Annotated in this window: 18 protein-coding genes and 1 pseudogene; 9 read left to right on the top strand and 10 right to left on the bottom strand. The window is 71.3% G+C overall.

The genetic code is table 11. From position 1 onward, the window contains the following. The first annotated feature begins 46 nt into the window (after nucleotides 1–46). Nucleotides 47–1,285 carry a glycosyltransferase family 4 protein gene (locus ABTV10_RS22005; protein WP_499030423.1) on the top strand — a complete coding sequence of 413 codons (1,239 nt, stop codon included), beginning with the start codon at nucleotides 47–49 and terminating at the stop codon, nucleotides 1,283–1,285. Here ABTV10_RS22005 and ABTV10_RS22000 read toward each other — a convergent pair. Beyond that, nucleotides 1,202–2,977, bottom strand: a complete 1,776-nt coding sequence (locus tag ABTV10_RS22000; RefSeq protein WP_499030420.1) for an MmpA family trehalose lipid delivery protein — start codon at nucleotides 2,975–2,977, stop codon at nucleotides 1,202–1,204. The two genes, ABTV10_RS22005 and ABTV10_RS22000, sit on opposite strands and share 84 nt — an antisense overlap. 32 nt (nucleotides 2,978–3,009) lie before the next feature. On the opposite strand from ABTV10_RS22000, the gene ABTV10_RS21995 reads away from it, so the two are divergent. Continuing rightward, complete coding sequence (locus ABTV10_RS21995; RefSeq protein WP_499030417.1) at nucleotides 3,010–4,221, top strand: polysaccharide biosynthesis protein; 1,212 nt, start codon at nucleotides 3,010–3,012, stop codon at nucleotides 4,219–4,221. 153 nt (nucleotides 4,222–4,374) lie between these two features. On the opposite strand, the gene pgfA is transcribed toward ABTV10_RS21995, so the two are convergent. Beyond that, nucleotides 4,375–5,517 (bottom strand): cell envelope lipid trafficking protein PgfA, encoded by a 1,143-nt coding sequence (gene pgfA, locus ABTV10_RS21990; RefSeq protein WP_499030415.1) that lies wholly within the window; start codon nucleotides 5,515–5,517, stop codon nucleotides 4,375–4,377. 205 nt (nucleotides 5,518–5,722) lie between these two features. On the opposite strand from pgfA, the gene ABTV10_RS21985 reads away from it, so the two are divergent. Beyond that, nucleotides 5,723–6,922 (top strand): acyltransferase family protein, encoded by a 1,200-nt coding sequence (locus ABTV10_RS21985; protein ID WP_499030412.1) that lies wholly within the window; start codon nucleotides 5,723–5,725, stop codon nucleotides 6,920–6,922. 863 nt (nucleotides 6,923–7,785) lie between these two features. Here ABTV10_RS21985 and ABTV10_RS21980 read toward each other — a convergent pair. The 4 genes and pseudogenes from ABTV10_RS21980 to ABTV10_RS21965 form a co-directional block, all read right to left on the bottom strand. After that, a pseudogene (locus tag ABTV10_RS21980) lies at nucleotides 7,786–11,031 on the bottom strand (alpha-(1->3)-arabinofuranosyltransferase domain-containing protein); the annotation flags it as partial. A 127-nt stretch (nucleotides 11,032–11,158) separates the two neighbouring features. Next, on the bottom strand, nucleotides 11,159–11,332 hold the full coding sequence (locus ABTV10_RS21975) for a DUF2613 domain-containing protein (RefSeq protein ID WP_499030409.1): 174 nt from the start codon (nucleotides 11,330–11,332) through the stop codon (nucleotides 11,159–11,161). A 38-nt stretch (nucleotides 11,333–11,370) separates the two neighbouring features. Then, on the bottom strand, nucleotides 11,371–12,510 hold the full coding sequence (locus ABTV10_RS21970) for an isochorismate synthase (protein ID WP_499030407.1): 1,140 nt from the start codon (nucleotides 12,508–12,510) through the stop codon (nucleotides 11,371–11,373). Nucleotides 12,511–12,565: 55 nt separating this feature from the next. After that, complete coding sequence (locus ABTV10_RS21965) at nucleotides 12,566–13,033, bottom strand: universal stress protein (protein ID WP_499030405.1); 468 nt, start codon at nucleotides 13,031–13,033, stop codon at nucleotides 12,566–12,568. A 131-nt stretch (nucleotides 13,034–13,164) separates the two neighbouring features. On the opposite strand from ABTV10_RS21965, the gene ABTV10_RS21960 reads away from it, so the two are divergent. Then, nucleotides 13,165–14,346 carry a glycoside hydrolase family 3 N-terminal domain-containing protein gene (locus ABTV10_RS21960; RefSeq protein WP_499030402.1) on the top strand — a complete coding sequence of 394 codons (1,182 nt, stop codon included), beginning with the start codon at nucleotides 13,165–13,167 and terminating at the stop codon, nucleotides 14,344–14,346. 86 nt (nucleotides 14,347–14,432) lie between these two features. Next, a complete protein-coding gene (locus tag ABTV10_RS21955; RefSeq protein ID WP_433607519.1) occupies nucleotides 14,433–15,029 on the top strand; it encodes a TetR/AcrR family transcriptional regulator in 597 nt (198 codons plus the stop codon). A 62-nt stretch (nucleotides 15,030–15,091) separates the two neighbouring features. Here ABTV10_RS21955 and ABTV10_RS21950 read toward each other — a convergent pair whose 3' ends face one another. Then, nucleotides 15,092–15,391, bottom strand: a complete 300-nt coding sequence (locus ABTV10_RS21950; RefSeq protein WP_433607517.1) for a WhiB family transcriptional regulator — start codon at nucleotides 15,389–15,391, stop codon at nucleotides 15,092–15,094. Between the two features lie 73 nt (nucleotides 15,392–15,464). Continuing rightward, nucleotides 15,465–15,611: a hypothetical protein gene (locus tag ABTV10_RS21945; RefSeq protein WP_499030399.1), complete on the bottom strand. Its 147-nt coding sequence runs from the start codon at nucleotides 15,609–15,611 to the stop codon at nucleotides 15,465–15,467. A 411-nt stretch (nucleotides 15,612–16,022) separates the two neighbouring features. Between ABTV10_RS21945 and ABTV10_RS21940 the strand changes: the two genes are divergently transcribed. Then, entirely contained in the window at nucleotides 16,023–16,397 is a 375-nt protein-coding gene (locus tag ABTV10_RS21940) for a hypothetical protein (protein ID WP_499030397.1), read from the top strand. 188 nt (nucleotides 16,398–16,585) lie between these two features. After that, nucleotides 16,586–16,903, top strand: coding sequence for a MerR family transcriptional regulator (locus tag ABTV10_RS21935; RefSeq protein ID WP_499030395.1), 318 nt, complete (start codon nucleotides 16,586–16,588; stop codon nucleotides 16,901–16,903). A 47-nt stretch (nucleotides 16,904–16,950) separates the two neighbouring features. Here ABTV10_RS21935 and ABTV10_RS21930 read toward each other — a convergent pair whose 3' ends face one another. Continuing rightward, the gene (locus tag ABTV10_RS21930; protein ID WP_499030393.1) at nucleotides 16,951–17,823 is read right to left on the bottom strand and encodes a MaoC/PaaZ C-terminal domain-containing protein; all 873 of its coding nucleotides are present in this window, start codon (nucleotides 17,821–17,823) and stop codon (nucleotides 16,951–16,953) included. Beyond that, a complete protein-coding gene (locus ABTV10_RS21925; protein ID WP_499030391.1) occupies nucleotides 17,823–19,169 on the bottom strand; it encodes a 3-oxoacyl-ACP reductase in 1,347 nt (448 codons plus the stop codon). Before ABTV10_RS21925 ends, ABTV10_RS21930 begins: the two co-directional genes overlap by 1 nt. A 167-nt stretch (nucleotides 19,170–19,336) precedes the next feature. On the opposite strand from ABTV10_RS21925, the gene ABTV10_RS21920 reads away from it, so the two are divergent. Next, a complete protein-coding gene (locus ABTV10_RS21920; RefSeq protein ID WP_499030389.1) occupies nucleotides 19,337–20,674 on the top strand; it encodes an acetyl-CoA C-acetyltransferase in 1,338 nt (445 codons plus the stop codon). Between the two features lie 276 nt (nucleotides 20,675–20,950). Next, nucleotides 20,951–23,035: a VanW family protein gene (locus ABTV10_RS21915; protein WP_499030387.1), complete on the top strand. Its 2,085-nt coding sequence runs from the start codon at nucleotides 20,951–20,953 to the stop codon at nucleotides 23,033–23,035. The last annotated feature ends 2 nt before the right edge of the window (nucleotides 23,036–23,037 follow it).

Below are 23,037 nucleotides of genomic sequence, written 5' to 3'. Positions count from 1 at the left end.
GTGTCGCAGGCGACCGTCCGAGCCGAGCCAGTGAGGGGGCACGCACGTGCGAGAGGTTCTCCTGCTGTGCTGGCGCGACACCGGGCATCCCCAGGGTGGTGGCAGCGAGCGGTACCTCGAGGAGGTCGGTGCCGGACTCGCCCGCCGCGGCATCGACGTCACCCTCCGCACCGCCGGGTATCCCGGCGCCCCGCGCGAGGAGACCGTCGACGGCGTCCGGATCGTCCGCGGCGGCGGGCGGTTGACGGTGTATCCGCGGGCGCTCGGCGCGATCGTCGCCGGACGCCTCGGACTGGGCCCGCTCGCCGGACTGCGGCCCGACGCCGTCATCGACACCCAGAACGGCATCCCGTTCTTCTCCCGCACGGTCGCGGGCGCGCCGGTCACGGTGCTGGTCCACCACTGCCACCGCGAACAGTGGCCCGTCGCCGGCCGGCTCATGGGCCGGGTGGGCTGGTGGATCGAATCCTGGCTGTCGCCGCGCGTGCACCGCGACAGCCAGTACCTGACGGTGTCGCTGCCGTCGGCCGACGAACTGACCGATCTCGGCGTCGAACGGGACCGAATTGCCGTGGTACGCAACGGCGCCGACGCGATCCCCGTCGGTGTCGAGCCGGGGGGCGACCACACCCGCACCGCGCACCCGAGCGTGTGCGTGCTGTCGCGGCTGGTGCCGCACAAGCAGATCGAGGACGCCCTCGCCGCCGTCGCGCAGCTACGCACCACGATCCCGGAACTGCACCTCGACGTCATCGGGGGCGGCTGGTGGGAGCAGAACCTGCGCGAGCGCGCCCACGAACTCGGCATCGGCGACGCGGTCACCTTCCACGGTCACGTCACCGAGGACGGCAAGCACGAACTGCTCGCGCGGGCGTGGGTGCACGTCATGCCGTCCCGCAAGGAGGGCTGGGGGCTCGCGGTGATCGAGGCCGCGCAGCACGGGGTCCCCACCGTCGGCTACCGCAGCTCCAAGGGGCTCACCGACTCGATCATCGACGGGGTGACCGGCCTGCTGGTGGGCGGCGACCCCGACGACACTGCAGCCGATCGGGCTGCGGCCGTCCCGGCCCTGGCGTCCGCCGTCGAAACGCTGCTGCTCGACGCCGACCTGCGCGCCGACCTCGGCCGCAAGGCGCGACTGCGGGCCAACGAGTTCTCGTGGGAGCAGACCGCGGCCGGGGTGCACGCGGTGCTGGCGTCGTCAGCCGCGGGACGGCACGTGTCGGGGCTGATCGCCGGCACCGAAGCCCCGACGGCGGCGTCGGCCGGTCTGCAGGACGCCTAGCGCGCTGCCCGCCAGCAGTGCCGCCCAGAGGAGGTGGGCGGCGAGGGCCTCACCGCGTCCCTCCCGGGGGTCCGGCGGGATGGCACCCGGCACCCGGTAGAGCGCGAGTTCCTCGTCCCCGAACACCGGCTCGAGCTGGTCGAGGGTGCGTTGCGAATCCCCGCGCGGGCCGGGAGTGGTGCGTTCGACGAGCACCCACCGCACCTGTTCCGCGTTCAGGTCCTCCGCGCCGGCGCCGGCGAGCAGCAGCTGTTCGACGCGCGTCGCTCGCGCGCCCTCGCCGCCGACCGCGGCCGCGCGTCCCACCACCAGCTGTCCGGTCTGCAGCACGTCCACCGGCAGCATCCGCGGCGCCGGATCGAGGACGGGAGCGTCGCCGCTGTAGGGGAACCTGCGGAACATGCCGGCGGGCAGCACCGCGACGTCGCCTGCTTCCTTCGACAGCTCCAGGTGGTGCGCGACCCGCTGCCACGCCGACGGGTACTGCACCGGTTTCAGCGCACCGCCGACGCCCCACACGAGGTCGGGTAGCGCCAGGACGACCGCGACGACCGCCGCGACGGGCACCGCGGCGGGCAGCGAGACCCGCGACGCCAGCGCGCGCACCCCGGCGGCCGCGGCCAGCGCGTACAGCGGTGCCGCGAGCGCCACCCACTTCTGGGTGTCGCGCAGCAGTCCGGCGCCAGGCACGTGCACGACGGCCCACTCGCCGACCGCCAGTCCCCACCCGGTGGCACCCAGCGCGGGCAGCAGCACCGCCGATGCCGCCAGCACGGCGAGCGCGACGATCACCGGACTGCGCCGGCGGCGCCACAGCGCCGGCAGACCGCAGGCCACCACCGCGAGCAGCAGCACCGTTCCCGCCAGCGCCCACAGCGACGTCCGGGACCCGGGGACGGCGGTGGCATTCCAGATGCCGCCGAGCCCGGCGACACTGCCGATCGTCCCGAGGCCGGGTTCGGCGCGGGACGCGAACGCGGCGACGCCCGCCGGATCGGACGTCCCCCCGCCGTCGGACAACGCCGTCGCCACCAGCCACGGCGCCGACGCCGCCACGAACAGCAGCAGGAGGCAGCAAGCTGCCCGTGCGCCCTTGTGGTAGTCCCAGCTACCACAAGGGCGCACGAGCAGCGCAGCCGCGAGGACAGTGGCCAGCAGCGCGCCCGTCGGGGTCAGCGCCGCCGCCGCGAGACCCAGCGTCAGCGCCGGCCAGCCGCCCGCGCGTCCGCGCCGGATCGCGACGCCCGCGCACACGATCCACGGCAACGCCGCGTACCCGGTGAGCAGACTCCAGTGCCCCTGCAACAGCCGCTCGGCAACGTACGGGTTCCACAGCATCACCGTCGACGCCACCAGCTGCGGCCCGAGCCCGGCACCCGGCAGCAGCACCGCGACCATGCGCGCCGCGCCCCACCCGGCCAGCCACAGCGCCGCGAACAAGATCGCCTTCACTACCAGGCCGCCGTCGACGACGGAGCTGAGCACCGCGACCAGCCAGTCCTGCGGGACGGCGCGGGCCGCGGCGTCGGTCAGGCCCAGCGCCGAGTCCGTCACGTACGAGCGAGGGGTGCTCACGGCGTCGCGGATCAGCAGATAGCCGGGGCCGAGCAGCGGTCCCAGGATCAGCACCGTCAGCCCCAGGCTGTACACAATCGGCACCGCCCGCGCGGGTGTCGTGCGCCGTGCCGTCATGACGGGCACTGTACTGGTGCGATCATGGGCGGATGCCACGCCAATCGCTGTCCGGCTCCACCGTCGCCGGGATGACGATGGTGACCGTCGGGTCGATGACGGCGAACATCGCGGCCTACCTGCTCGCCCTGCCCGCCCTGCGGTGGCTCGGCCCCGCCGGATACGGCGAGTTCGCGAGCCTGCTCGCCGCCCAGCTGGTGCTCGCGGTGCCAGCGCTGGCGCTGCAGACCGTCGTCGCCCGCGAGGCGGTGCACGGCAAGCCGACCGCGGCGCTGCGGGCACTCGGATACCGCTGCGCGGCCATCGTCGGCGTGATCGCGCTGGTGCTCGTGCCGATCATGTCGTGGGCGCTCGACACCAGCCTGGGCGCGACGGCCGCCGCGCTCGCGGCGGCACCGCTGCTGGTGCTGCTCGGCGCCGAACAGGGCCTGCTCCAGGGTGCGGGCCGGTTCGCGGAACTGAGCGTCGTGCTGGCCGGGGCCGGAATCGCCAAGGTGGCGCCCGCCGTCGCAGTGCTGGCCGTCGGCGGCGGCCCCGGCCCGACGCTGCTCGCCGGGGCCGCCGGCACCGGGGTCATGGCGTTCGGCGCGCGTGTGATCGCGGGCCGGCGCGCCTCCGACGCCGACGGACAGGGCGGCGCGCCGACCATCGGCGTCGGCACGGTCCTGCGGGCGTCGCAGGTCCAGCTCGCGCTCATCGCACTGACGTCGATCGACCTGGTGATCGCGCGCGCGGTGCTCGACTCCCACGACGCCGGCCTGTACGCGGCCGGTGCCGTCGCGACCAAGGCGGCGTTCTGGCTGCCGCAGGCCATCGGCGTCGTGCTCTATCCCAAGATGGCGAACCCCGAACAGTCCGTGGCGGCGGTCCGGTCGGCACTGGGCGTGCTGGTCGGGCTGGGCGCCGTCCTGGTCGGGGGCGCCGTCGTCGCCGCCCCGCTCGCGCCGATCCTGTTCGGCGACGACTACGCCCCGGTCCAGGGCATCCTGTGGATGTTCGCGTGGAACGGTGCCGCGCTCGCGGTGCTGCAGGGCGCTCTGCTCTCGGCGATCGCCGGCGAGCGCACCCACCTCGCGGTCGTCGCATGGGTGGGCCTGGCGGTCGAGGCGGCGCTGATGTTCACCGTCGCCGACACCGTCCGCGAGTTCATCACCGTCGCCGTCTGCGTGGCGACGGTGACCGCCGCGACCGCCTCGGTCCTCGCGGTGCGCGGCGCGCGCTCGGTCGATATCCCGACGAGCTAGCGGAACACGGCCCCGGCGCGAGAAGTGCGCAAAACGGTGTCGGTCAGGCCCGGAAATGAGCGATAAGTGCGCACATCGTGGGGGCGCGGACACAACGACAGAGCCCCCGCACGGTCATCCGTGCGGGGGCTCTGGTTCGTCAGGGAGCGCCGACTACTGCTGGCGCGGCGGCTCCGTGAAACCGCCCTGGTCCATCTTGACCGTGGGGAATTCCTCGGTCTTGTCCGACGTCCAGTCGTGGTCGGGGGCCTGGCCCGATCCGGCGGGCGGATTCTCCGGGCCGCCTGCGGTGGCGCCCTTCTCGCCGCGACCGCCGCGGATGCCGAGGACGATGCCGGCGATCAGCGCGATCACGCCGAGGATGCCGGCGACGATCGGCAGGGTGCGGCCGAACAGCGACAGCTTGTCCTGGCCGTCCTTGGCCTGGCCGAGCTGGTACTCGATGGTGTTCTCGTCGAACGGCAGCGTGACCTTGAGGACCGTGACCTCCGGCTTGGCCTTGTCGCGGGCGTAGTACTGGTACAGCTTCTCCTGGCCCTTGATGACCACACCGGTGACCGGGTCGACCCAGACGTCGCGCTCGTTGGCGTACCAGCGGGTCATCGTGACCGGCTGGTCCTCGCCGGGCACGCCCCACGTCTTGGCCGGCAGCGTCAGCTTGTTGGTGGGCGAGGGTGCCGCCTTCGACAGGTCGGTCGGCTCGATCACCTGGTTGTAGTGGTAGACCTTCATTCCGTTGATTTCGGTTTCCTCAACGAAATTGATGTCCTGGCTCTTGCGGATGTTCAGATCGAAGTACGGGTAGCTCTTCTTCTCCGCGTCGAACGGCCACTTGTACTGCAGGCCTGTGTGGGAGACCTCCTCCGCCGGCTCGGTCGCCGACGTCTGGATGGTGCCGACGGGCGGCTCCACCGGCATCGAGCTGACGCGGTCCGCGGTCACGCGGTCGACCGTCGCCGTCAGCAGGCCCGTCTCGCCCTGCTTGTCGGTGCGGATCAGCGTCTGGCCGGCCTGGATGGACACGACGTCCGCGTCGGACGGCTGCTCCGTGATGACGTAGCGCTGCGCGACGATCGGCACGTTCGTGTTGACCTCGGCCTTGCCCGCGAGCAGGGCCTTCGAATCCAGGACGTCGCCGGTGCCGGTGGCGACCGTGGTGACCTCGAGATCGAGGGGGGTCTTTTTCAGCTTGTCGACGGTGTACGCGGGAATGAGGATCGCGACGGCCAGCAGGAAGGTCCCGAGGCCTACCAGGACGCACGCAAGTATCCGGCTCGGGCCTGAGCGCTCGGCCATGCTGTCTCCTAACTCAATGTTCTTGAATTGAGATACCCCCACCGGCAGCGTGCCCGCTGCACGGGTGTCGCACGGTGCCCACATTTGCGACACCACGTGAGCCCAGACACTAACAGTCGAGCTGTCCTGATTGCGTCAGCACGTGGGTTCGGATCGTTCACGTCGCTCTTTCGGTTCCGCAACGACCCGGGCACACTTGACGGCGATGAACAGCTCACACCTCGCCGCGCCGGCTCCCGTCGGCAACCCCCGGGCGTTCCTGCCGGCGCTCGAGGGGATGCGTGGATTCGCGGCATTCGGGGTGCTGGTGACGCACGTGGCGTTCCAGACCGGGGCCACCGGGGATCCGGTGATCGGCCGGATCTGGGGTCGGTTCGACCTGGCGGTGGCCGTCTTCTTCGCGCTGTCCGGCTTCCTGTTGTGGCGCCCGCACGCTGCGGCGGCTCGCGGGCTCGGCACCCCGCCGACCGTCGCCAAGTACTGGCTCAACCGGGCGGCCCGCATCCTGCCCGCCTACTGGGTGCTGGTGGTCCTGGTGCTGGCGTTCCTGCCCGCGGCCGGCGGCGGGTGGAAGGTGTGGGCGGCGAACCTGGCGTTGGTGCAGGTGTTCGTGCCCCTGACTCTCACCGAGGGGCTGACCCAGATGTGGTCGCTGTCGGTGGAGGTGGCGTTCTATCTCGTGTTGCCGATTCTCGCGTTGGCGCTGGTCAAGCTGCGTGGTTTGGCCGCCCGCTTCCGGGTGCCGGCACTGCTCGCGCTGGCGCTGGTGAGCCTGACGTGGGCGTTCCTGCCGGTGCCTGCGCCCGACGGCATCCACCACGACAACTGGCTGCCCGGCTACCTCCCGTGGTTCGCGGCGGGCATGCTGCTGGCCGAGCTCGCGATGGTCGGCGGGACGTGGGTGCACCGCCTGGCCGAGCACCGGGTGTGGATGGCGGCGATCGCGGTGGTCGCGTTCGCGTTGTCGACGACGTGGCTGGCCGGTCCGGAGGGCCTGGTCCGCGCTGCGCCGTGGCAGTACGCCACCAAGATCGCTCTCGGTGCAGTGATGAGCTTCGCGCTGCTCGCGCCGCTGGTGCTGGCCGGACATCGGCACCGCATCCTGGCGAGCCCCGTCGCGCTCGCGGTGGGGCGGTGGTCGTACGGCCTGTTCATCTGGCATCTCGCGGTGCTGACGATCGTGTTCCCGATGTTCGGCATCGCCCCGTTCAACGGCGACTTCTGGTTCGTCCTCGCGGTCACCTCGGTGCTGAGCATCGCGGTGGCGTCGGCCAGCTACGCGCTGGTGGAGGAGCCCGCCCGCCGCGCCGTCAAGCGCTGGGAGAAGCGCCGCCACATCGGCGAGCGCGTCAGCGGCAGCGCGCCGACGCCGACGCAGACGACGCCGATCAGCGCGAACAGCTGAATCAGGAACGAGTGCCCCACGTAGCCATCGGCGGCCCGCCACGGGCCGGTGGACAGCAGCACCGAGGCGATCACGACCGACACACCGGCGGTGCCGACCAGGAAGCGGGACGCGAACGCCGGGCCGCGCCACCGTGACAGGCCCAGTGCCCCGGCTGCGACGAGTGCCGTGACGAGCGTGCCCACCGCCCCGGCGACCACGGTCGCGACGGCCGTCACCCCGAGGGCGGCGGCCACGACGCTGCGGTACGGGCGCGGTGCGGCTCCGAGTGCTGGGGCGCGCCGACCGGGGACCAGGGCCAGCAGCGCGAGTGGAATCAACAGCAGCAGCCCGAACGCCAAGCCGGCGCGATACCAGCGATCCGACGGGAACGTGAGCGTGACGGTGCCGCTGGTGTCGGCGGGCACGATCCAGCCCTGCTGCCACCCGCCGACCACGACGGGCTGCAGTTCCGTGCCGTCCGACGCGGTCGCGACCCACCCGACGTTGGTGCTCTCGGGCACCACCAGCAACCGGTCGGCACCGGACGCTGTCACGTCGAGTTCCCGCAGGTTCTCGGTCCAGCGTCCGATGGCGGGGGAGACCGGCGGGGTGGCCGTGGGGGCGGGCGTCGCGTTCAGCTGCAGTCCGTCGACGGTGAACGCGGCACCGGGCGCGACGACGACGTCCTGACGACCGGCGGCGAGCGGGACGGCGTCCGGCGTGCACGGGGTCGCGGTCACCGGCTGCCCGGACGCCAGTTGCTCGGCGGTCGCGGAGATCGACGTCCGCACCGTCGTTCCGCCGACCACGATGGTGGGTCCGGCGTCGCAGCCCACCGTCACGGTGCGCTCGGACGGCCCGGTCGCGGTGCCGGGCACGGGCTTGCCGTCCGCCCCGAGCGCGACGACCTCCGACAGGCCCGCCGGCTGCAGTTGCAGGAAGCCGAGCCCGGTCCGGTCGAGGACGTCGGTCCACCTCACCAGCGACACGACGATGGTGTCGGTGACGTGCGGTTCGAGGGAGATCGTCTGCGGCGTGCGGGCCCCGTCGTCGGAGTCGTCGAGGTCGCGGGTCTGCGGCCCGTTGCCGAGGTTGACCGCGACGCGGGTCGGCGCGGCGGGCAGGTTCCCGGGGCTGGGCGTCAACTGCAGGCCGGTGACCAGCGTCCGCTGCGGAAGCTTGATCGTCAGGGTCGGCATCCCGCCCTTGCCCTGTGCCGTCTCCGCCGGCGCCGTCCACGACGTCGCGACGTCCCCGTCCACGGCGGCGTTCGCGGTGCCCCGCAGGTCCACGCCGTCCGACCCGCCCTGGGCGGTGACCGCCGCCGGGTCGGCGACGAGGGCGTCGAGGGCCGCGCCGGGACGGGGCCGCAGCGTCAGCTGCGGGGTGACGGCGGTCGCGTCGGGCACGGACAGCGTCCGGGTGAAGGTGCCCGGCTCCTCGGGCGGCAGGATCAGCGCGCTGCTGCAGTGCACGCGGTCCGGGCCGTCGGCGCAGCCCGAGCGTCCGGGCAACTCCTGACCCAGATCCCAGCCGCGCACTTGCGCGCCGTCGGGGGTCGGGGGCAGGACGGTGCGGTGCACGATCGGCACGGGCACCGGGCTGCCCGACGAGTGGTCGTCGACCGACAGTTCGCTGATCCCGAACTGGAAGCCGGGTGAACCGTCCTCGGTGTGGGTCGCGAGGATCCGCAGCCACGGGGTGGTGCCGGACGGCAGCGACACGTCGACCGGCTCGCCGGGCTTGTCGATCCTCACCGACGTCGAGCCGTTGGGCGTCTCGATGCGCAGCCACTTCACGGGCGGGCCGAACGCGGCGGGACTGGTCGTGAGATGCAGCATGCCGCGGGTGACGGGGGTGTCGAGGTCCAGGCGCAGCCACTGCCCGCGCGCCGTCTCGAGCCCGTTGCTGAGCCATGCGGTCGCGGGGTCGCCGTCGACGGTTGCGGCCGGTCCGCTGCCCGGCGCGGTCCCGCCGAGCTGGGTGGCGTCCGAGGCCGAACTGGAGACGGTGATCGACGCGCCGGACCACTCGCCCTCGACCAGTGGGGCGTCCGGCACCGGGTAGTCGGGGACCGCGTTGTAGGTGCGGCGCGGGTCGTCGGGGCTGCGCAGCGCGGAGTTGTGGTTGTCGACCTGACCGAAGTCGGTCTCCCGGTCGGTGGGGGTGTCGGTGACGGTGACCGAGCCGACGTCGATCCCGGCCCGGGTCGCGTCGGACGCGAGCAGCGCGGGGCCGGTGACGGTGCCGCTCTCGGCGAGCCGCTGCAGCGACTCGGGGCCGCCCTGCACGACTGGCACCGTGTCCAGGTCCACGGAGTACGGCCCCGCGGGCGGCGTCGCACCGCTCGGCGAGGTCACCCGGTAGATCTCGATCGCCGGATAGGCCGGGCGCAGGTCGCCGTCCACCACCACGTTCTCGGCGACCTGCGGGGCGATGTCCTCGCCGAACTGCGCCACCTTGGAGAACCCGGGCGAGCCGTCGACACTCTGGTGCACCAGGATCGGCCGCGCCGACCGCGACGTGTCCGGGTCGAGATCGTTGCGCACGACGACGTAGCGGATGCCCTGCCCGAGCAGGGTGTCGGCGAGGCCCGCGGACGGGCGACCGTCGGAGATGAGGCGCTGCACCGAGTCGAGCGCGCGGATCGCGCCGGGCGGGACGAGGGGGACGGCGTCGCGCACCGCCCACGGCGTGGAGGCCAGGGCCTGCAGCGGCTCGTCGCGGGTCAAGCCCCACACCTGGGCGCCGAAGGGGGCCCCGGGCACCACCAGCGCGCGTTCGGCGTCCGCGCCGGTGCCCGATCCGGCGGCGTTGTCGGCCAGCCACTGCGCCGTGTCGTGCCAGTACGACGGGACCTCGTCGTAGGCGCCGCGCGGGGCGAGCCGGCCGGACCACGCGAGGGACGTCGTGAGGGTGAGGGCGACCAGCAGCAGCGTGGTGACCGCGACCATCGGCTCGCGCTCCGGGTGCGCGAACGCGCCCCGCCAGCGCCGCAGCGGCACCGAACCGGGCAGCGGCACCTTCGCGAGCAGGTGCGCCAGTCCGAGGACCAGCGGCAGTCGGACCAGCGGTTCGAGCTTGTGGACGTTGCGCAGCGGCGCACCGGTGCCGTCGAGGAACGCGCGAACCTGTTCGGCGATCGGGGATCCCAGTTCGCCGATGTAGCCGGCGCCGAGACCGGCGATGCCGACCATCAGGATCAGGGTGAGCCGGCCCTTCGCGGGCATCTTCCGCATGCACAGCCCGGCCAGCCCGGCTGCGGCGATCAGCCCGGTCGCGACGACGGCGACGGGCTGGGTGACGAGCACGGTGCCGGCCACCCGTTCGGGGGAGACGAAGGGTGTCCAGCTGTCGGTGCCGCGCAGCACCTCGGTCAGCGACGTCCACTGGGTCGTCACGCCGGACGACTCGATGAAGTCGAGGAACGGCGGGCTCACCCGGCCGAGCAGCAGCAGCGGGACGATCCACCACAGCGTCGCGAGCAGCAGGCACGGGATCCACCACGCGGTGAACACCCACCAGCGCCGGTTGGGTCGGTGGGCGATCCACCACAGGCCGGCGACGAGGCACGCGGCGGCGGTGGCGACGGCGTTGACGGCGCCCATCAGCGCGACGGCCAGCGCCGACTGCGCGGCGAGCACCCGTGCGCCTTTCTGGTAGCCCGGCCCACCGGAAAGGCGCACGGGCGACGAAGTCGCCAGGATCACCGGCAGCAGCACCCACGGCGCCAGCATCATCGGCAGCGACTCGGACGAGATCGAGCCGATCGTGGTGAGCACGCGCGGCGAGAGCGCGAATGCGACCGCCGCGATGATCCGGGAGCCGCGGCTGCCGATGCCGAGCGCCTCGGCGACGCGGATGACGCCCCAGAATCCGGCGACGATCAGCAGCGCCCACCACAGGCGCTGGGTGATCCACGGCGGGACGTGCAGCAGTTCCCCGAACGCGAAGACCGCGCCGTGCGGGAAGAAGTAGCCGTAGGCCTGGTTCTGCACCTGGCCCAGCGGCGCGATGCTGCTCCACTGGTGGGCGGCGCGGGAGAGAAACCCGATCGGGTTCTCGGTGAGGTCGTATTTGGTGTCGGCGACGATCTTGCCCGGCGACTGCACCAGGCACAGGATCAACGCGACGAACCCGGCGCCGATCAGCCAGCGCCGGGTCAGTGGTTCGGTCGACGGTTCGGCGGAAGGCCCCTCACCGGCGGGGCCGCCGGACGAGGGGGAGGTGCGAGAACGCGCGATACGGGCGGGCTCAGCGGCTGCCGTACTCAACCTGGTTCAGGATCGAGGAGGGGGCGTTTCCGGTGCGGTCGATGTCGGGAAGCGTGTTGTCCTGGGCGGCGGCGGTGACACCGAGCACGGCACCGGCACCGACGACCGCACCGATCACAGCGCTGGCAATGCCGGGGACAAGGAACTTCGCCATCTCGGGTCTCCCATGGTCTGAGTCGCCGGTACGCCGTCCTACTCGCGCGTACCCGATATCCGGGCCAAGGTATCACCTGCCGGATGGTCGGCGGGCGAGTCCACGCCGAGTGCCCCGAGCAGGGTGCCGAGTTTCGTGGTCGTCTCGTCCAGTTCCGCGGCGGGGTCCGACGCCGCCACGATGCCGCCGCCCGCCCACGCCAGCGCGGTGGTGCCGTCGGCGTCGATCTCGGCGCAGCGGATCGCGACCACCCAGTCGCCGTCGCCGGCGGCGTCGCTCCAGCCGACGGCGCCGCCGTAGAAGCGGCGGTCGCCCTCGATCTCGCGGATCGTGGCGAGCGCGCGGTCGGTGGGGGTGCCGCACACGGCCGGGGTCGGGTGCAGGCGGGTCGCCAGCGCGAGCGAACTCAGCGACGTGTGGCGCAGTTCGCCGCGGATGGGGCTGGCCAGGTGCCACAGCTCGCCGGTCCGGGTCAGCTGCGGCGTCGGCGGCACGTCCAGGTCGGTGCACAGCGGCGCCAGGACGTCGCGGATCCAGTCGACGACGAACGCGTGCTCGGCGAGGTTCTTCGCCGACGCCAGCAGACGGTCGCCTTCGGCGCGGTCGGCGTCCGGGTTGGTGCGGCGCGGCGCGGACCCGGCCAGCGGACGACAGGTGACCGTGGTGCCGCGTCGGCTCAGCAGGATCTCCGGGCTGGCGCCGACCAGGGTGTGCCCGACGTAGCCGTCCCCGGCGGCGGTCAGGTCGACGGCGAACCCGTTGGCGGCCTCGTGCCGCACGATCATGCGCGCGGCCAGCGCTTCGGGCGAGATCGGGGTGTCGGCGACCAGCCGCACCGCGCGTGCGGCGACGACCTTGTCGAGCCCGCCGTGTTCCAGTCGCTCCACCAGGCTGCGTACCCGCTCGACGTGTTCTTTCGCACTGGGGATTTCGCGATCGATCCGGACGTCGGGCAGGTCGGCCACGGCGCCCGGGCGCCACGGGCCGGGCGTCCACGACACGGTCTCGGGTGCGGTGAGCGCGGCCGGGGCGGCCGGATCGAACGGCAGCGCGCCGACGATCAGTTCTGTCTGTCCGGCCGACAGCGCGTCGGTCGCCGCCGTCGCGTTGTCGAATCGATCCCGCGCGCCGGTGGTGTGGAGAGAGCGATCGGGGCGCGAGAGCAGGAAGCCGTCCATGGTGCTGCCGACGATAGTCGGGACACCGGGGACGGCCGCCTCGAGGTGCGAGCCGCTACTTGCCCGGCGGGACGATCAGGACCGGGCGGTGACTGTGCCGCAGCACGTGGTCGGCGACGCTGGACTGCAGCAGCGACCGCAGCCCCGTGGTGCCGCGGGTGCCGGTGACGATGATGTCGGCGTCCAGTTCGTCCGCGCACTCGACGATGGTCGCCCAGATCGCGGTCGCGGACTCGCAGCACCGGCCCTCGGCGTTGAGCCCCGCGGCCAGGGCGAGGTCGACGCCCTCGTCATTGGTGGTTTTCGCATCGGTCAGCGCGATGTCCTCGGACGCCTCGTCGGGAACCCACTCGGGCTGCATCACGCCGGACAGCCCCGACATCCGGGCGGCCTGCCGGACCATCGGCTCCCACGCGGTGGCCACCACCGCGCGATTCGCGGCGAGGAACCGGCCGGCGTATTCGATCGCGCGCTTGGCGTTGTCGGAGCCGTCGTAGGCGATGAGCATGAGATCTGCAGGCACTGTGACCTCCTGAAATCCGGGTTGACCGGCGGTGGCGGTCTTCGGCTTTCCGTACTTGAGATTACCTTGCCATTACCTGCTCCGCTCGGCTCGGAAAATGGTGCGATCGGATGTCGACTACCGTCGGATATATGCGAATTCGACATGCGTTGGCCGTCGCGTTGTGCGCCGGTCTGGCCGTCGGCTGTTCGTCCGGGGACGGCACCGAGACGCCCACGACGGAGTCCCCGGCCTCGCCGTCGACGTCGCAGCCGGTGTCGAAGACATCGAGCGCCCCCAAGGCGCCGTCGCCGTTCGGCTCGGCGGTGTGCGGGCCGGCCTTCCTGGATTCGCTCACCGAGCGGCAGAAGCTCGCGCAGCTGCTCACGGTCGGGGTCACCGGCACCCAGGACGCGCTCGACGTCGTGCAGTCCGAGCAGATCGGCGGCATCTTCATCGGCAGCTGGACCGACGATGCGATGCTCACCGACGGCGGCATCGACCAGGCCGCGGAGGCCAGTTCGGTGCCCCTGATGGTGACGATCGACGAGGAGGGCGGGCGGGTCTCGCGCGTCGATGAGCTGTACGGGCCGGATCCGTCGGCGCGTCGGGTCGCGCAGACCATGACACCCGAGCAGACGTACGAGATGGCCCGCGACCGGGGACGCCAGCTGCGCAAGCTCGGCATCACCGTCAATTTCGCGCCCGACGTCGACGTGAGCAGCCAGCCGGACGAGTCGGTGATCGGCGACCGGTCCTTCTCCGACGACCCGCAGGTGGTGACGACCTACGCGGACGCGTACGCCCGCGGCATGCGCGATGCCGGAATCATGCCGGTGCTCAAGCACTTCCCGGGCCACGGTTCGGCGTCGGGCGACTCGCACACCGGTGCGGTCACGACGCCGCCGCTGGACCAACTGCAGACGACCGACCTGGTGCCGTACCGGGAGCTGGTGGACACCGGTGTCGGGGTGATGCTCGGACACCTCAGCGTTCCCGGTCTGACGACGGACAACCTGCCGGCCAGCCTGAGCCCGCAGGCCGTGTCGCTGCTGCGGGAGGGCACCGGCTACGGCGCGCCGCCGTTCACGGGCCCGATCTTCACCGACGACCTGAGCGGGATGAAGGCGATCACGGACCGGTTCGACATCGCGGAGGCCGTCGAGCAGGCGCTCACGTCCGGGGTGACGGTGGCGCTGTGGCTCACCACCGACGACGTCCCGCGCGTGCTCGACCACCTGGAGGACGCGGTCGCGGCGGGCCGGCTGCCGGCCTCGCAGGTCGACCAGTCGGTCCTGACGGTGGCGCGCGCGAAGGGGGCTGTGACCTGCTGAGAAGGGTCTAGGTCACAATGGTCATCGAACGCTGACCTTCTTACCTTCGAGTAAGATGACGAGTCTTACCCGCGGTTGGAGGAATTATGGCTGGTGGCACCAAGCGGCTGCCCAGGGCCGTGCGCGAACAGCAGATGCTCGACGCCGCTGTCGAGGTCTTCTCCGACAACGGGTTCCACGACGCCTCCATGGACGCGATCGCGGCGAGGGCGAACATCTCCAAGCCGATGCTGTACCTGTACTACGGCTCCAAGGACGAGTTGTTCGCGGCGTGTATTCACCGCGAGGGGCTGCGCTTCGTGGAGGCCATCTCGCCCGCGGGTGATCCCACTCTGCCGCCGCGCGATCAGTTGCGTGCGGCGCTCACCGGGTTCCTCGGCTTCGTCGACCAGAACCGCAGTTCGTGGATGGTGCTGTATCGGCAGGCGATCGGCCAGCAGGCGTTCGCGTCGCAGGTCGGCAGCAGCCGGGACCGGCTGATCGAGCTGACCGCCAAGCTGCTCGAGTCGAGCACCAAGGAACCGGAACCTGGTACCGACTTCTCGATCATGGCGGTGGCGCTGGTGGGCGCCGGCGAGGCTGTAGCGGATCGGGTCGCCGGCGGCGAGATCGACGTCGACGCGGCCGTGGAGCTGCTCGACAAGCTCGCGTGGCGGGGTCTGGCGGGCGGCAAGAAGAAGTAGTCGGCACGACGGCGTAGCGACGCGGAGGCCCGGACGGTCACCGTCCGGGCCTCCGCGTTCGCTCAGGCTGCGCGACGCTGGCGGCCGCGGCGGCCGCGCAGCATGTTCGCGCGCTCGGACTCGCCGATGCCGCCCCACACGCCGAACGGTTCCGGCACGGCGAGGGAATGCTCGAGGCAGGTGGTCCGCACCGGGCACGACGCGCAGATCGCCTTGGCGCGCCGTTCGCGCATCATCCGGGCGTTGCCACGTTCGCCGGTGGGGGGAAAGAAGATCGATTCGTCCATGCCCTGGCAGTGGCCCTGCTGCTGCCATTCCCAGGTGTCGGCCAGGGGTGCGAGGGTCGGTCGGATCTCGGTCATCGAATGCTCCTGGTGAATGTCCGTGGGCTGTCGATTTCGTCGGGGCGCCCTCCGGGGCGCACGCGCCGACGCGTCAGACGCCGCTGGGTTCGGGATCGGCTGATCGTGTGTCCGATATGCCGGCGTACATCCGGTCGAGTCGGTGTTTGAGTTCCTCGGTGCTGAGCGACCATGTCACAGCCGCGTCGCGGCCGGTGTCGACCGCAAGGTGCGCACTCACGTGTGGTCATCCTTTCTTCTCTGATACGGCCCACCCGCAGTCGGTGACACCTGTCGGGTCACCGCTCGAGCTCGGAAGACCGGTGGGTGGAGTGGGCCGGGCCGTCGCCGCAAGGCGGGCCTGACTCCTCCGTCTCACTCTTCTTCTCTTGCATCGGGAAGTTTTGACAACTGCACCGTACAACAAAATCTATATCCGAGGAAGCAGATAAATTCGCTCACGGACGGAACTAGGGCTCCTTCGCTGGTCGGACGGCGTGATGAGGAATGCCCGATCGGTCCGTGTCGGCGGGTGCGCCGCGTAACGTTTGCGGTGGGAATGCGATGGCGTCGAACTCGTGCCCGGGGTCGGCGCCCCGTGTTCCCGCCGCCGCAACCCCTGTGGCGGCTACCCGGACAGAGGTGACCTGCAGTGCCACGTACCCGCGAATACGCCGACCGCTACGCGGACGCCCTGACGGTGCTCGCCACGGCGACCCACCGTCCCGCGAACGTGGTGAACACCGGCGTCGGCTACGCGATCCGCGTGGACTTCGAATACAACCGCTACCTGTTGGCGACCGATCACGCCGTCGACGGCCTGTCGGGCGCCGCGACCACCGCTTCGCACTGGGTGGTGCGCTTCTATCAGGACTCGGCCGACGCGGAACCCGAGGTGCTCGTCACGGCCGAGCACGAGTGGCTCGTCGACGCGTTCGATCTGGCGATGGTCGAACTCGGGCGTACCGGGAACTGGATCGAGGCGGATCTGAAACTGGGCGAACTGAGTTCGCCCGGGGACGTCTGACGATCGGTCCTCCGCCGACCGGCGGGTATTCAGGGAATCTTCGTCTCCCGGCACACATTCGATGTGGTGTCGGTGATACGGTGAGGCATCGGCAGATGCTCGCGAGAAGCCGCCCGTAACGGCGGCAGGTGGGGGCGAGTGGTCTGCGCGTATCCCCACGCGACCGAACTCGACGCGATATGAAGGCCATGATGACGCAACAGTCTCCGCCCCGCTCCACCCGCGGAGTCTACGGAATCTCGGTCACGTCCGAACTGACCGGGATAGGTCCGCAGACTCTGCGACTCTACGAGCGCCGAGGCCTCATCACCCCGTCGCGCACGGGCGGCGGCACGCGGCGCTACAGCGAGGAAGACCTCTACCGGCTGTCGCGGGTGTCGGAACTGGTCGCGGCCGGCGTCAATCTCACGGGCATCCGGCAGATCCTCGAACTCGAGGCGGCCAAGTCGGAACTCGAAACCGAGAATGCCCGTCTGCGGCAGCAACTGGCGGCGCACGAGAGCTGACGCGGGGACGCGGCGGGTGGGCTCGCCCGCCGCGCCCCGAGCCGCACTTACCGCACCGTCGCGGTGAGGTGCGGGTAGCCCTTCTTCGGATTCTTCAGCGCCAGATCCCATCCGTCCGGGGTCCGGTCGGCGTACAGGTTCACCGTCGCCGGCAGCACGATCGGCTTGCCGAACCGCACGCTGTACGTGACCGATCCCGGCAGGCGTCCCTCGAGGGGTGCGAGCACCGCCGCGGCGCTCCACATGCCGTGCGCGATCGCGCCGGGGAACCCGAATGCCTTGGCGCCGAGCGACGAGACGTGGATCGGGTTGCGGTCGCCCGACACCGCCGCGTACCGGCTGATGATCTTCTGGTCCACCCGCAGGGTGCGGGTGGGCGGCGGCGGCACCTCCTCCTCGAACGCGGCCTTGGGCTCCTTCGGCGCGCCCGTCGGGTGCATCTTGAGGAACGAGCTGACCTGACGCCAGACGAGTTCGCGGCCCACCGAGACCTCGCTGACGAAGTCCACCTGTGTGCCCTTGGCGTGCGGGCGCAGGTTACCGGCGTGGACCTTCAGGTCCAGCGGCTCGCTCACCGAGATCGGGCGCAGCTGCTCGATCACGTTGTCGGTGTGCACCGAACCGATTGCCGGGAAAGGGAATTCGCGCGAGGTGAGCAGACGCATCACGGTCGGGAACACGAGGGTGAACGGGTACGTGACCGGCAGTGTGTCGCCGAAGCGCAGCCCGCACACCTTGGCGTACGCGGCCAGGTTGTCGTGGTCGACGCGCAGGCCGGACAGCGCCAGGGTCTCCTTCGGAAGGCTCCGGCGGCCGGACGGCTTGGCGAACGGCAGCACGCCGAGCGCGGCGCGCGCGTAGTTGTCGAGGGTGCCGGGCTGCTCGCGCAGCTGGACGAGCGTGCCCTTGCGGCCGGTCATCACGCGCCCAACAGGGACTGGCCGCACACCCGGACGATCTGACCGGTCACGGCGTTGGATGCGGGGCTCGCGAAGTACGACACCAGTTCGGCGACGTCCACCGTCTGACCGCCCTGCAGCAGCGAGCTCATGCGGCGTCCGGCCTCGCGGGTCGCGAACGGGATGGCCGCGGTCATCGCGGTCTCGATGAACCCGGGGGCGACGGCGTTGATGGTGATCTTCTTCTCGGCCAGGACCGGCGCGGTGGCCTGAACCAGCCCGATGACGCCGGCCTTCGAGGTGCCGTAGTTGGTCTGGCCGCGGTTGCCGGCGATGCCGGCGATGGACGACACGTCGATCACGCGGCCGCCCTCGCGCAGCACGCCCTTGGCGACCAGTGCCTCGGTGATCTTCTGCGGCGCAAGGAGGTTGACGCCGAGGACGCTGTTCCAGCGGGCCTCGTCCATGTTCGCGAGCGTCTTGTCGCGGGTGATGCCGGCGTTGTGGACGATGATGTCGACGCCGCCGTGCCGCTCGGTGAGGTGCTCGGCGAGCTTGTCGGCCGCGTCGGACGCGGTGACGTCGAGGGCCAGCGACGTGCCGCCGACCTTGTTCGCGGTCTCGGACAGCGCCTGCCCGGCGGCCGGGATGTCGGCGCACACGACGTGCGCGCCGTCGCGGGAGAGCACCTCGGCGATGGTGGCGCCGATGCCGCGGGCGGCGCCGGTGACGACGGCGACCTTGCCCTCGAGCGGGCGGTCCCAGCTGGCGGGGGCGACGGAGCCGTCGGCGCCGACGCGGATGACCTGACCGTCGACGAACGCGGACTTGGCCGACAGCAGGAAGCGCAGCGTCGACTCGAGGCCGGACAGGCCCGGGGCGGCGTCGGGGGAGACGTAGACCAGCTGTGCCGTCGAGCCGCGCTTGATCTCCTTGCCGACGCTGCGGGTGAAGCCCTCGAGCGCGCGCTGGGCGATCTGCTCGTCGACGCTGGACGTGAGCTCGGGGGTGGTGCCGAGCACGACCACGCGGGCGCACGAGGCGAGGTTGCGGATGACGGGCTGGAAGAACTCGAACAGCTGGACCAGTTCGGTGACCTGGCCGATCCCGGTCGCGTCGAACACGAGCGCGCCGTAGCGGTCGTCGTGCGGCTGCGCGGCCGGGTAGTCCGACAGCAGTTCCCGGATCGGCTCGACCAGGCGGCCCTTGCCGCCGATGAGGATCGGGCCGGCCAGTGGCGGTTCGCCGGCCTTGTAGCGGCGCAGCTTCTCCGGCTGCGGCAACCCGGCCTGCTTGGCGATGAATGCGCCCGGCGCGGACGAGAGGAACTGTGAGTAGAGGTCGGGAGCGCCCTTGCTGGCTGCCACGGGTCCACCTTCTTTGTCTGGTTGTTTTGTCGCTGATCGGGCACCCGCTACGCCAGGTGCGGTATCGACATTGAACTTACTCTGGAGTAAGTTCAATGTCGAGTGTGAATGACACTGCCGCGCGCAGAAGCCGATCGCCCACCCCGCCACTTCTCATGGAGACCGACGTGACCAGCAGAGCCAGTAACCGCAGCCCCAAGCCGGCACCCGCAGAGCAGTCCGGCGGCCGGCAGCTTCGCCCCGTCGCCATCGTGGGCGGCAACCGCATTCCGTTCGCACGCTCGGACCGCGCGTACGCGCGTGCCTCCAACCAGGACATGTTCACCGCGACGCTCGACGGTCTGGTGAGCCGCTTCGGCCTGCAGGGCGAGCGGCTCGGCATGGTGGTCGGCGGTGCGGTGCTCAAGCACAGCCGTGACTTCAACCTCATGCGCGAGTGCGTACTCGGCAGCGCGCTCAGCGCCTACACGCCGGCGTACGACCTGCAGCAGGCGTGCGGCACCGGCCTGCAGTCGATCGTCGCGGTCGGTGACGCCATCGCGTCCGGTCGCATCGACGCGGGTGTCGGCGGCGGCGTCGACACCACGTCCGACGCCCCGATCGGCGTCAACAACGAGCTGCGCGAGTTCCTGCTGTCGATGAACCGCGCGCGCTCCACCGCCGACCGCGTCAAGCTGCTCGGCCAGGTGCGTCCGTCGATGCTCGGCATCGAGATCCCGCGCAACGGCGAGCCCCGTACCGGGCTGTCGATGGGCGAGCACGCGGCCATCACCGCGAAGGAGTTCGGCGTCCGCCGGGAGGACCAGGACGAGCTGGCCGCGGCGAGCCATCGCAACATGGCCGCCGCCTACGATCGCGGCTTCTTCGACGACCTGGTCACCCCGTTCCTGGGCCTCACCCGCGACGACAACCTGCGTCCCGATTCGTCGGTCGAGAAGCTCGCGAAGCTCAAGCCGGTGTTCGGCAACAAGCTGGGCGAGGCGACGATGACCGCGGGTAACTCCACCCCGCTCACCGACGGCGCGTCCGCGGTGCTGCTGTCGACCGACGAGTGGGCGGCCGAGCGCAATCTGCCGGTCCTCGCGCACCTGGTGGACTCCGAGACCGCGGCCGTCGACTACGTCCACGGCGGTGACGGTCTGCTGATGGCCCCGACGTACGCGATCCCGCGCCTGCTGGCCCGCAACAGTCTGACGCTGCAGGACTTCGATTTCTACGAGATCCACGAGGCGTTCGCGTCGGTGGTCCTGGCGACGCTGCAGGCGTTCGAGTCCGACGAGTACTGCAAGGAGCGCCTGGGCCTGGACGGAGCGCTGGGGAGTATCGACCGGTCCAAGCTCAACGTCAACGGCTCGTCGCTCGCGGCCGGCCACCCGTTCGCGGCCACCGGCGGCCGGATCGTGGCGTCGCTCGCGAAGATGCTGGCAGAGAAGGGTTCGGGCCGCGGTCTGATCTCGATCTGCGCGGCCGGCGGCCAGGGCGTCACCGCGATCGTCGAGGTCTGACGGCCGGGACGGAACGGACAAATCCGGCCGTCCGGCAATCGGTGATGTAACGCCTCTCGCGGAGGGGCGATATCCCAGTCGGCCCCGTGTTGTTGCCTGACCCCCGACCTGGCAACTACACGGGGCCGCTCCACGTTTGCGGGTCCGTCGCGGCGGTGTGTGGTGCCGCCGGCGGGAATCCCGAGTGGTCGTTACGAACGTCCCGTCTACCCTGAACGGGAACGAATACGCAACGCAACGGCCCCGCACGGTGTCGATTCGGCAGGAGCCCCCTTCATGAGCGACGAGCGCGACGGCGCCAACGACCAGGAAAACCGCATGAACGGTCCGGAGCCGGACGAGAATCCGACCGAGATCATGCCGGTGGTCCCGTCCGATCCATCGGCTCCTTCGGTTCCTTCGGTTCCTCCCATGGCCGACGGCGCCTCCGATGCTCCCACCGAGGTGTTCGCGGCGAAGCCGGATCCCGCACCAGCACCAGCACCCGCACCAGCACCCGCACCAGCACCAGCACCTGCACCGGAACCGGAACCGGCGCCATCGCCCGAGCCCCTGCCCGAACCGCAGTCCGAGTCCGCCGCGCAGCCGGTGCCCGTCCCGCAGCCCGGGCCGGAGCAGGCCCAGGCGGCGCCGAACCGTCGTTGGGTGAAGTACGCCGCCGTGGCCGGCGGTGTCGTCGCCGTCGGTGTGATCGCCTACGCGGTCGACTGGGTGGTCTCTGCCGATCGGGTGCCGCGCGGCGTCACCGTTGCGGGGGTGGAGATCGGCGGCCAGAGCGCGGCGGCGGCGGAGGAGACGCTGCGGGCCGAGCTGGGTCCGCGGGCGGATCGTCCGGTGCCGGTGCGGGCCGGCAACACCGACAGCTCGATCGTGCCCGCCCAGGCCGGGGTCGGCATCGACTGGGCCGCCACCGTCGACCGGGCGGGCGAGCAGCCGATCAATCCGTTCACGCGCCTGGCGTCGCTGTTCACCGCCCAGGAGATCGGCGTGGTGTCCACCGTCGACGACGCCGCGCTGACGTCGGCGATGGCCGGCGTCCAGCAGGAGACCGACCGCGCCCCGCGTGAGGGCAACGTCGTGTTCGAGGGCATCCAGGTGGTCCCCGTCGCGCCGCTGCCCGGGCAGAGCCTGGAGGTGGACGCGGCCAAGGACACGTTCGTCGACGAGTGGGCGTTCGGTACCACCGTCGATCTGCCGGTCGACACCGTCGACGTCACGGTCACGCAGGCCGGCGTCGATGCGGCTGTGCGCGATGTCGCGACTCCCGCGGTCGCGTCCGACGTCGTGGTGACCGGCAAGGACGGCGCGGCCGCGACGCTGCCCCGCGATCAGGTCGGCAAGGTGCTGACGTTCGTGCCCGACGGCGGCGGCGGACTGTCGCCGCAGTACAACACCGAGGCGGCGACCGCGATCCTGGCGCCGCAGCTGGCGAGTACCGAGATCAAGCCCAAGGACGCGCAGATCTCCCTCGCGGGCGGTTCGCCGAAGGTGGTCCCGTCGGTGAAGGGCGACATGGTGCAGTGGCCCAAGACGCTCGAGCCGCTGCCGGCGCTGCTCGCCGCGTCCGGGGCGCGCACCACCCCGGCCGTCTACGAACCCGCCGAGCCCACACTGACGACCGAGGGCGCGAACGCGCTCGGGATCCGTGAGGTGATCGGCGAGTACACCACCGGCGGTTTCGAGTACGCGTCCGGCGTCAACATCCGGCTCGCCGCGAGCGAGATCGACGGTGCGATCGTGAAACCGGGAGAAACCTTCTCGCTCAACGGTTACACCGGTCCGCGCGGCGCGGCGGAGGGGTACGTCGAGTCCGGCATCATCAACAACGGACGCCCCGACAAGGCCGTCGGCGGTGGCATCAGCCAGCTCGCGACCACCCTCTACAACGCCACGTACTTCGCGGGTATGGAGGACGTCGAGCACACCGAGCACAGCTACTACATCTCGCGCTACCCGGCGGCACGCGAGGCGACGGTGTTCGAGGGGGCGATCGACCTGAAGTTTCGCAACCCGTCGAAGACCGGCGTCATGATCCAGACGATCGGCACCGGTTCCAACATCACGGTCCGGATCTGGGGCACCAAGACCGTCGACGTGGAGTCCGTGACGGGCAACCGGTCCAACCAGACGTCACCGACCACCATCACGCTCCCGGCCGGTCCGCACTGCGTGGCGTCCGGTGGCGCACCGGGATTCACGGTCAGCGACACGCGGATCATCACCGACGCGAACGGCGGCGGCGAGATCTCGCGCAACACCCGGACGGTGAAGTACGACCCGGTGCCGATCGTGAAGTGCGTGTCGAACGAGCCGGCGCCGTCGAACGGGACGCCCGCACCGCCGTCGAGCCCGACGCGCTGACG

This window comes from Paraburkholderia sp. RHO2 (genome assembly GCF_050955445.1).
GTDB lineage: Bacteria > Actinomycetota > Actinomycetes > Mycobacteriales > Mycobacteriaceae > Prescottella > Prescottella agglutinans_A.
Note: the sequence above shows the minus strand (reverse complement) of the source record. Positions and strands in the feature narration are given on the sequence as shown.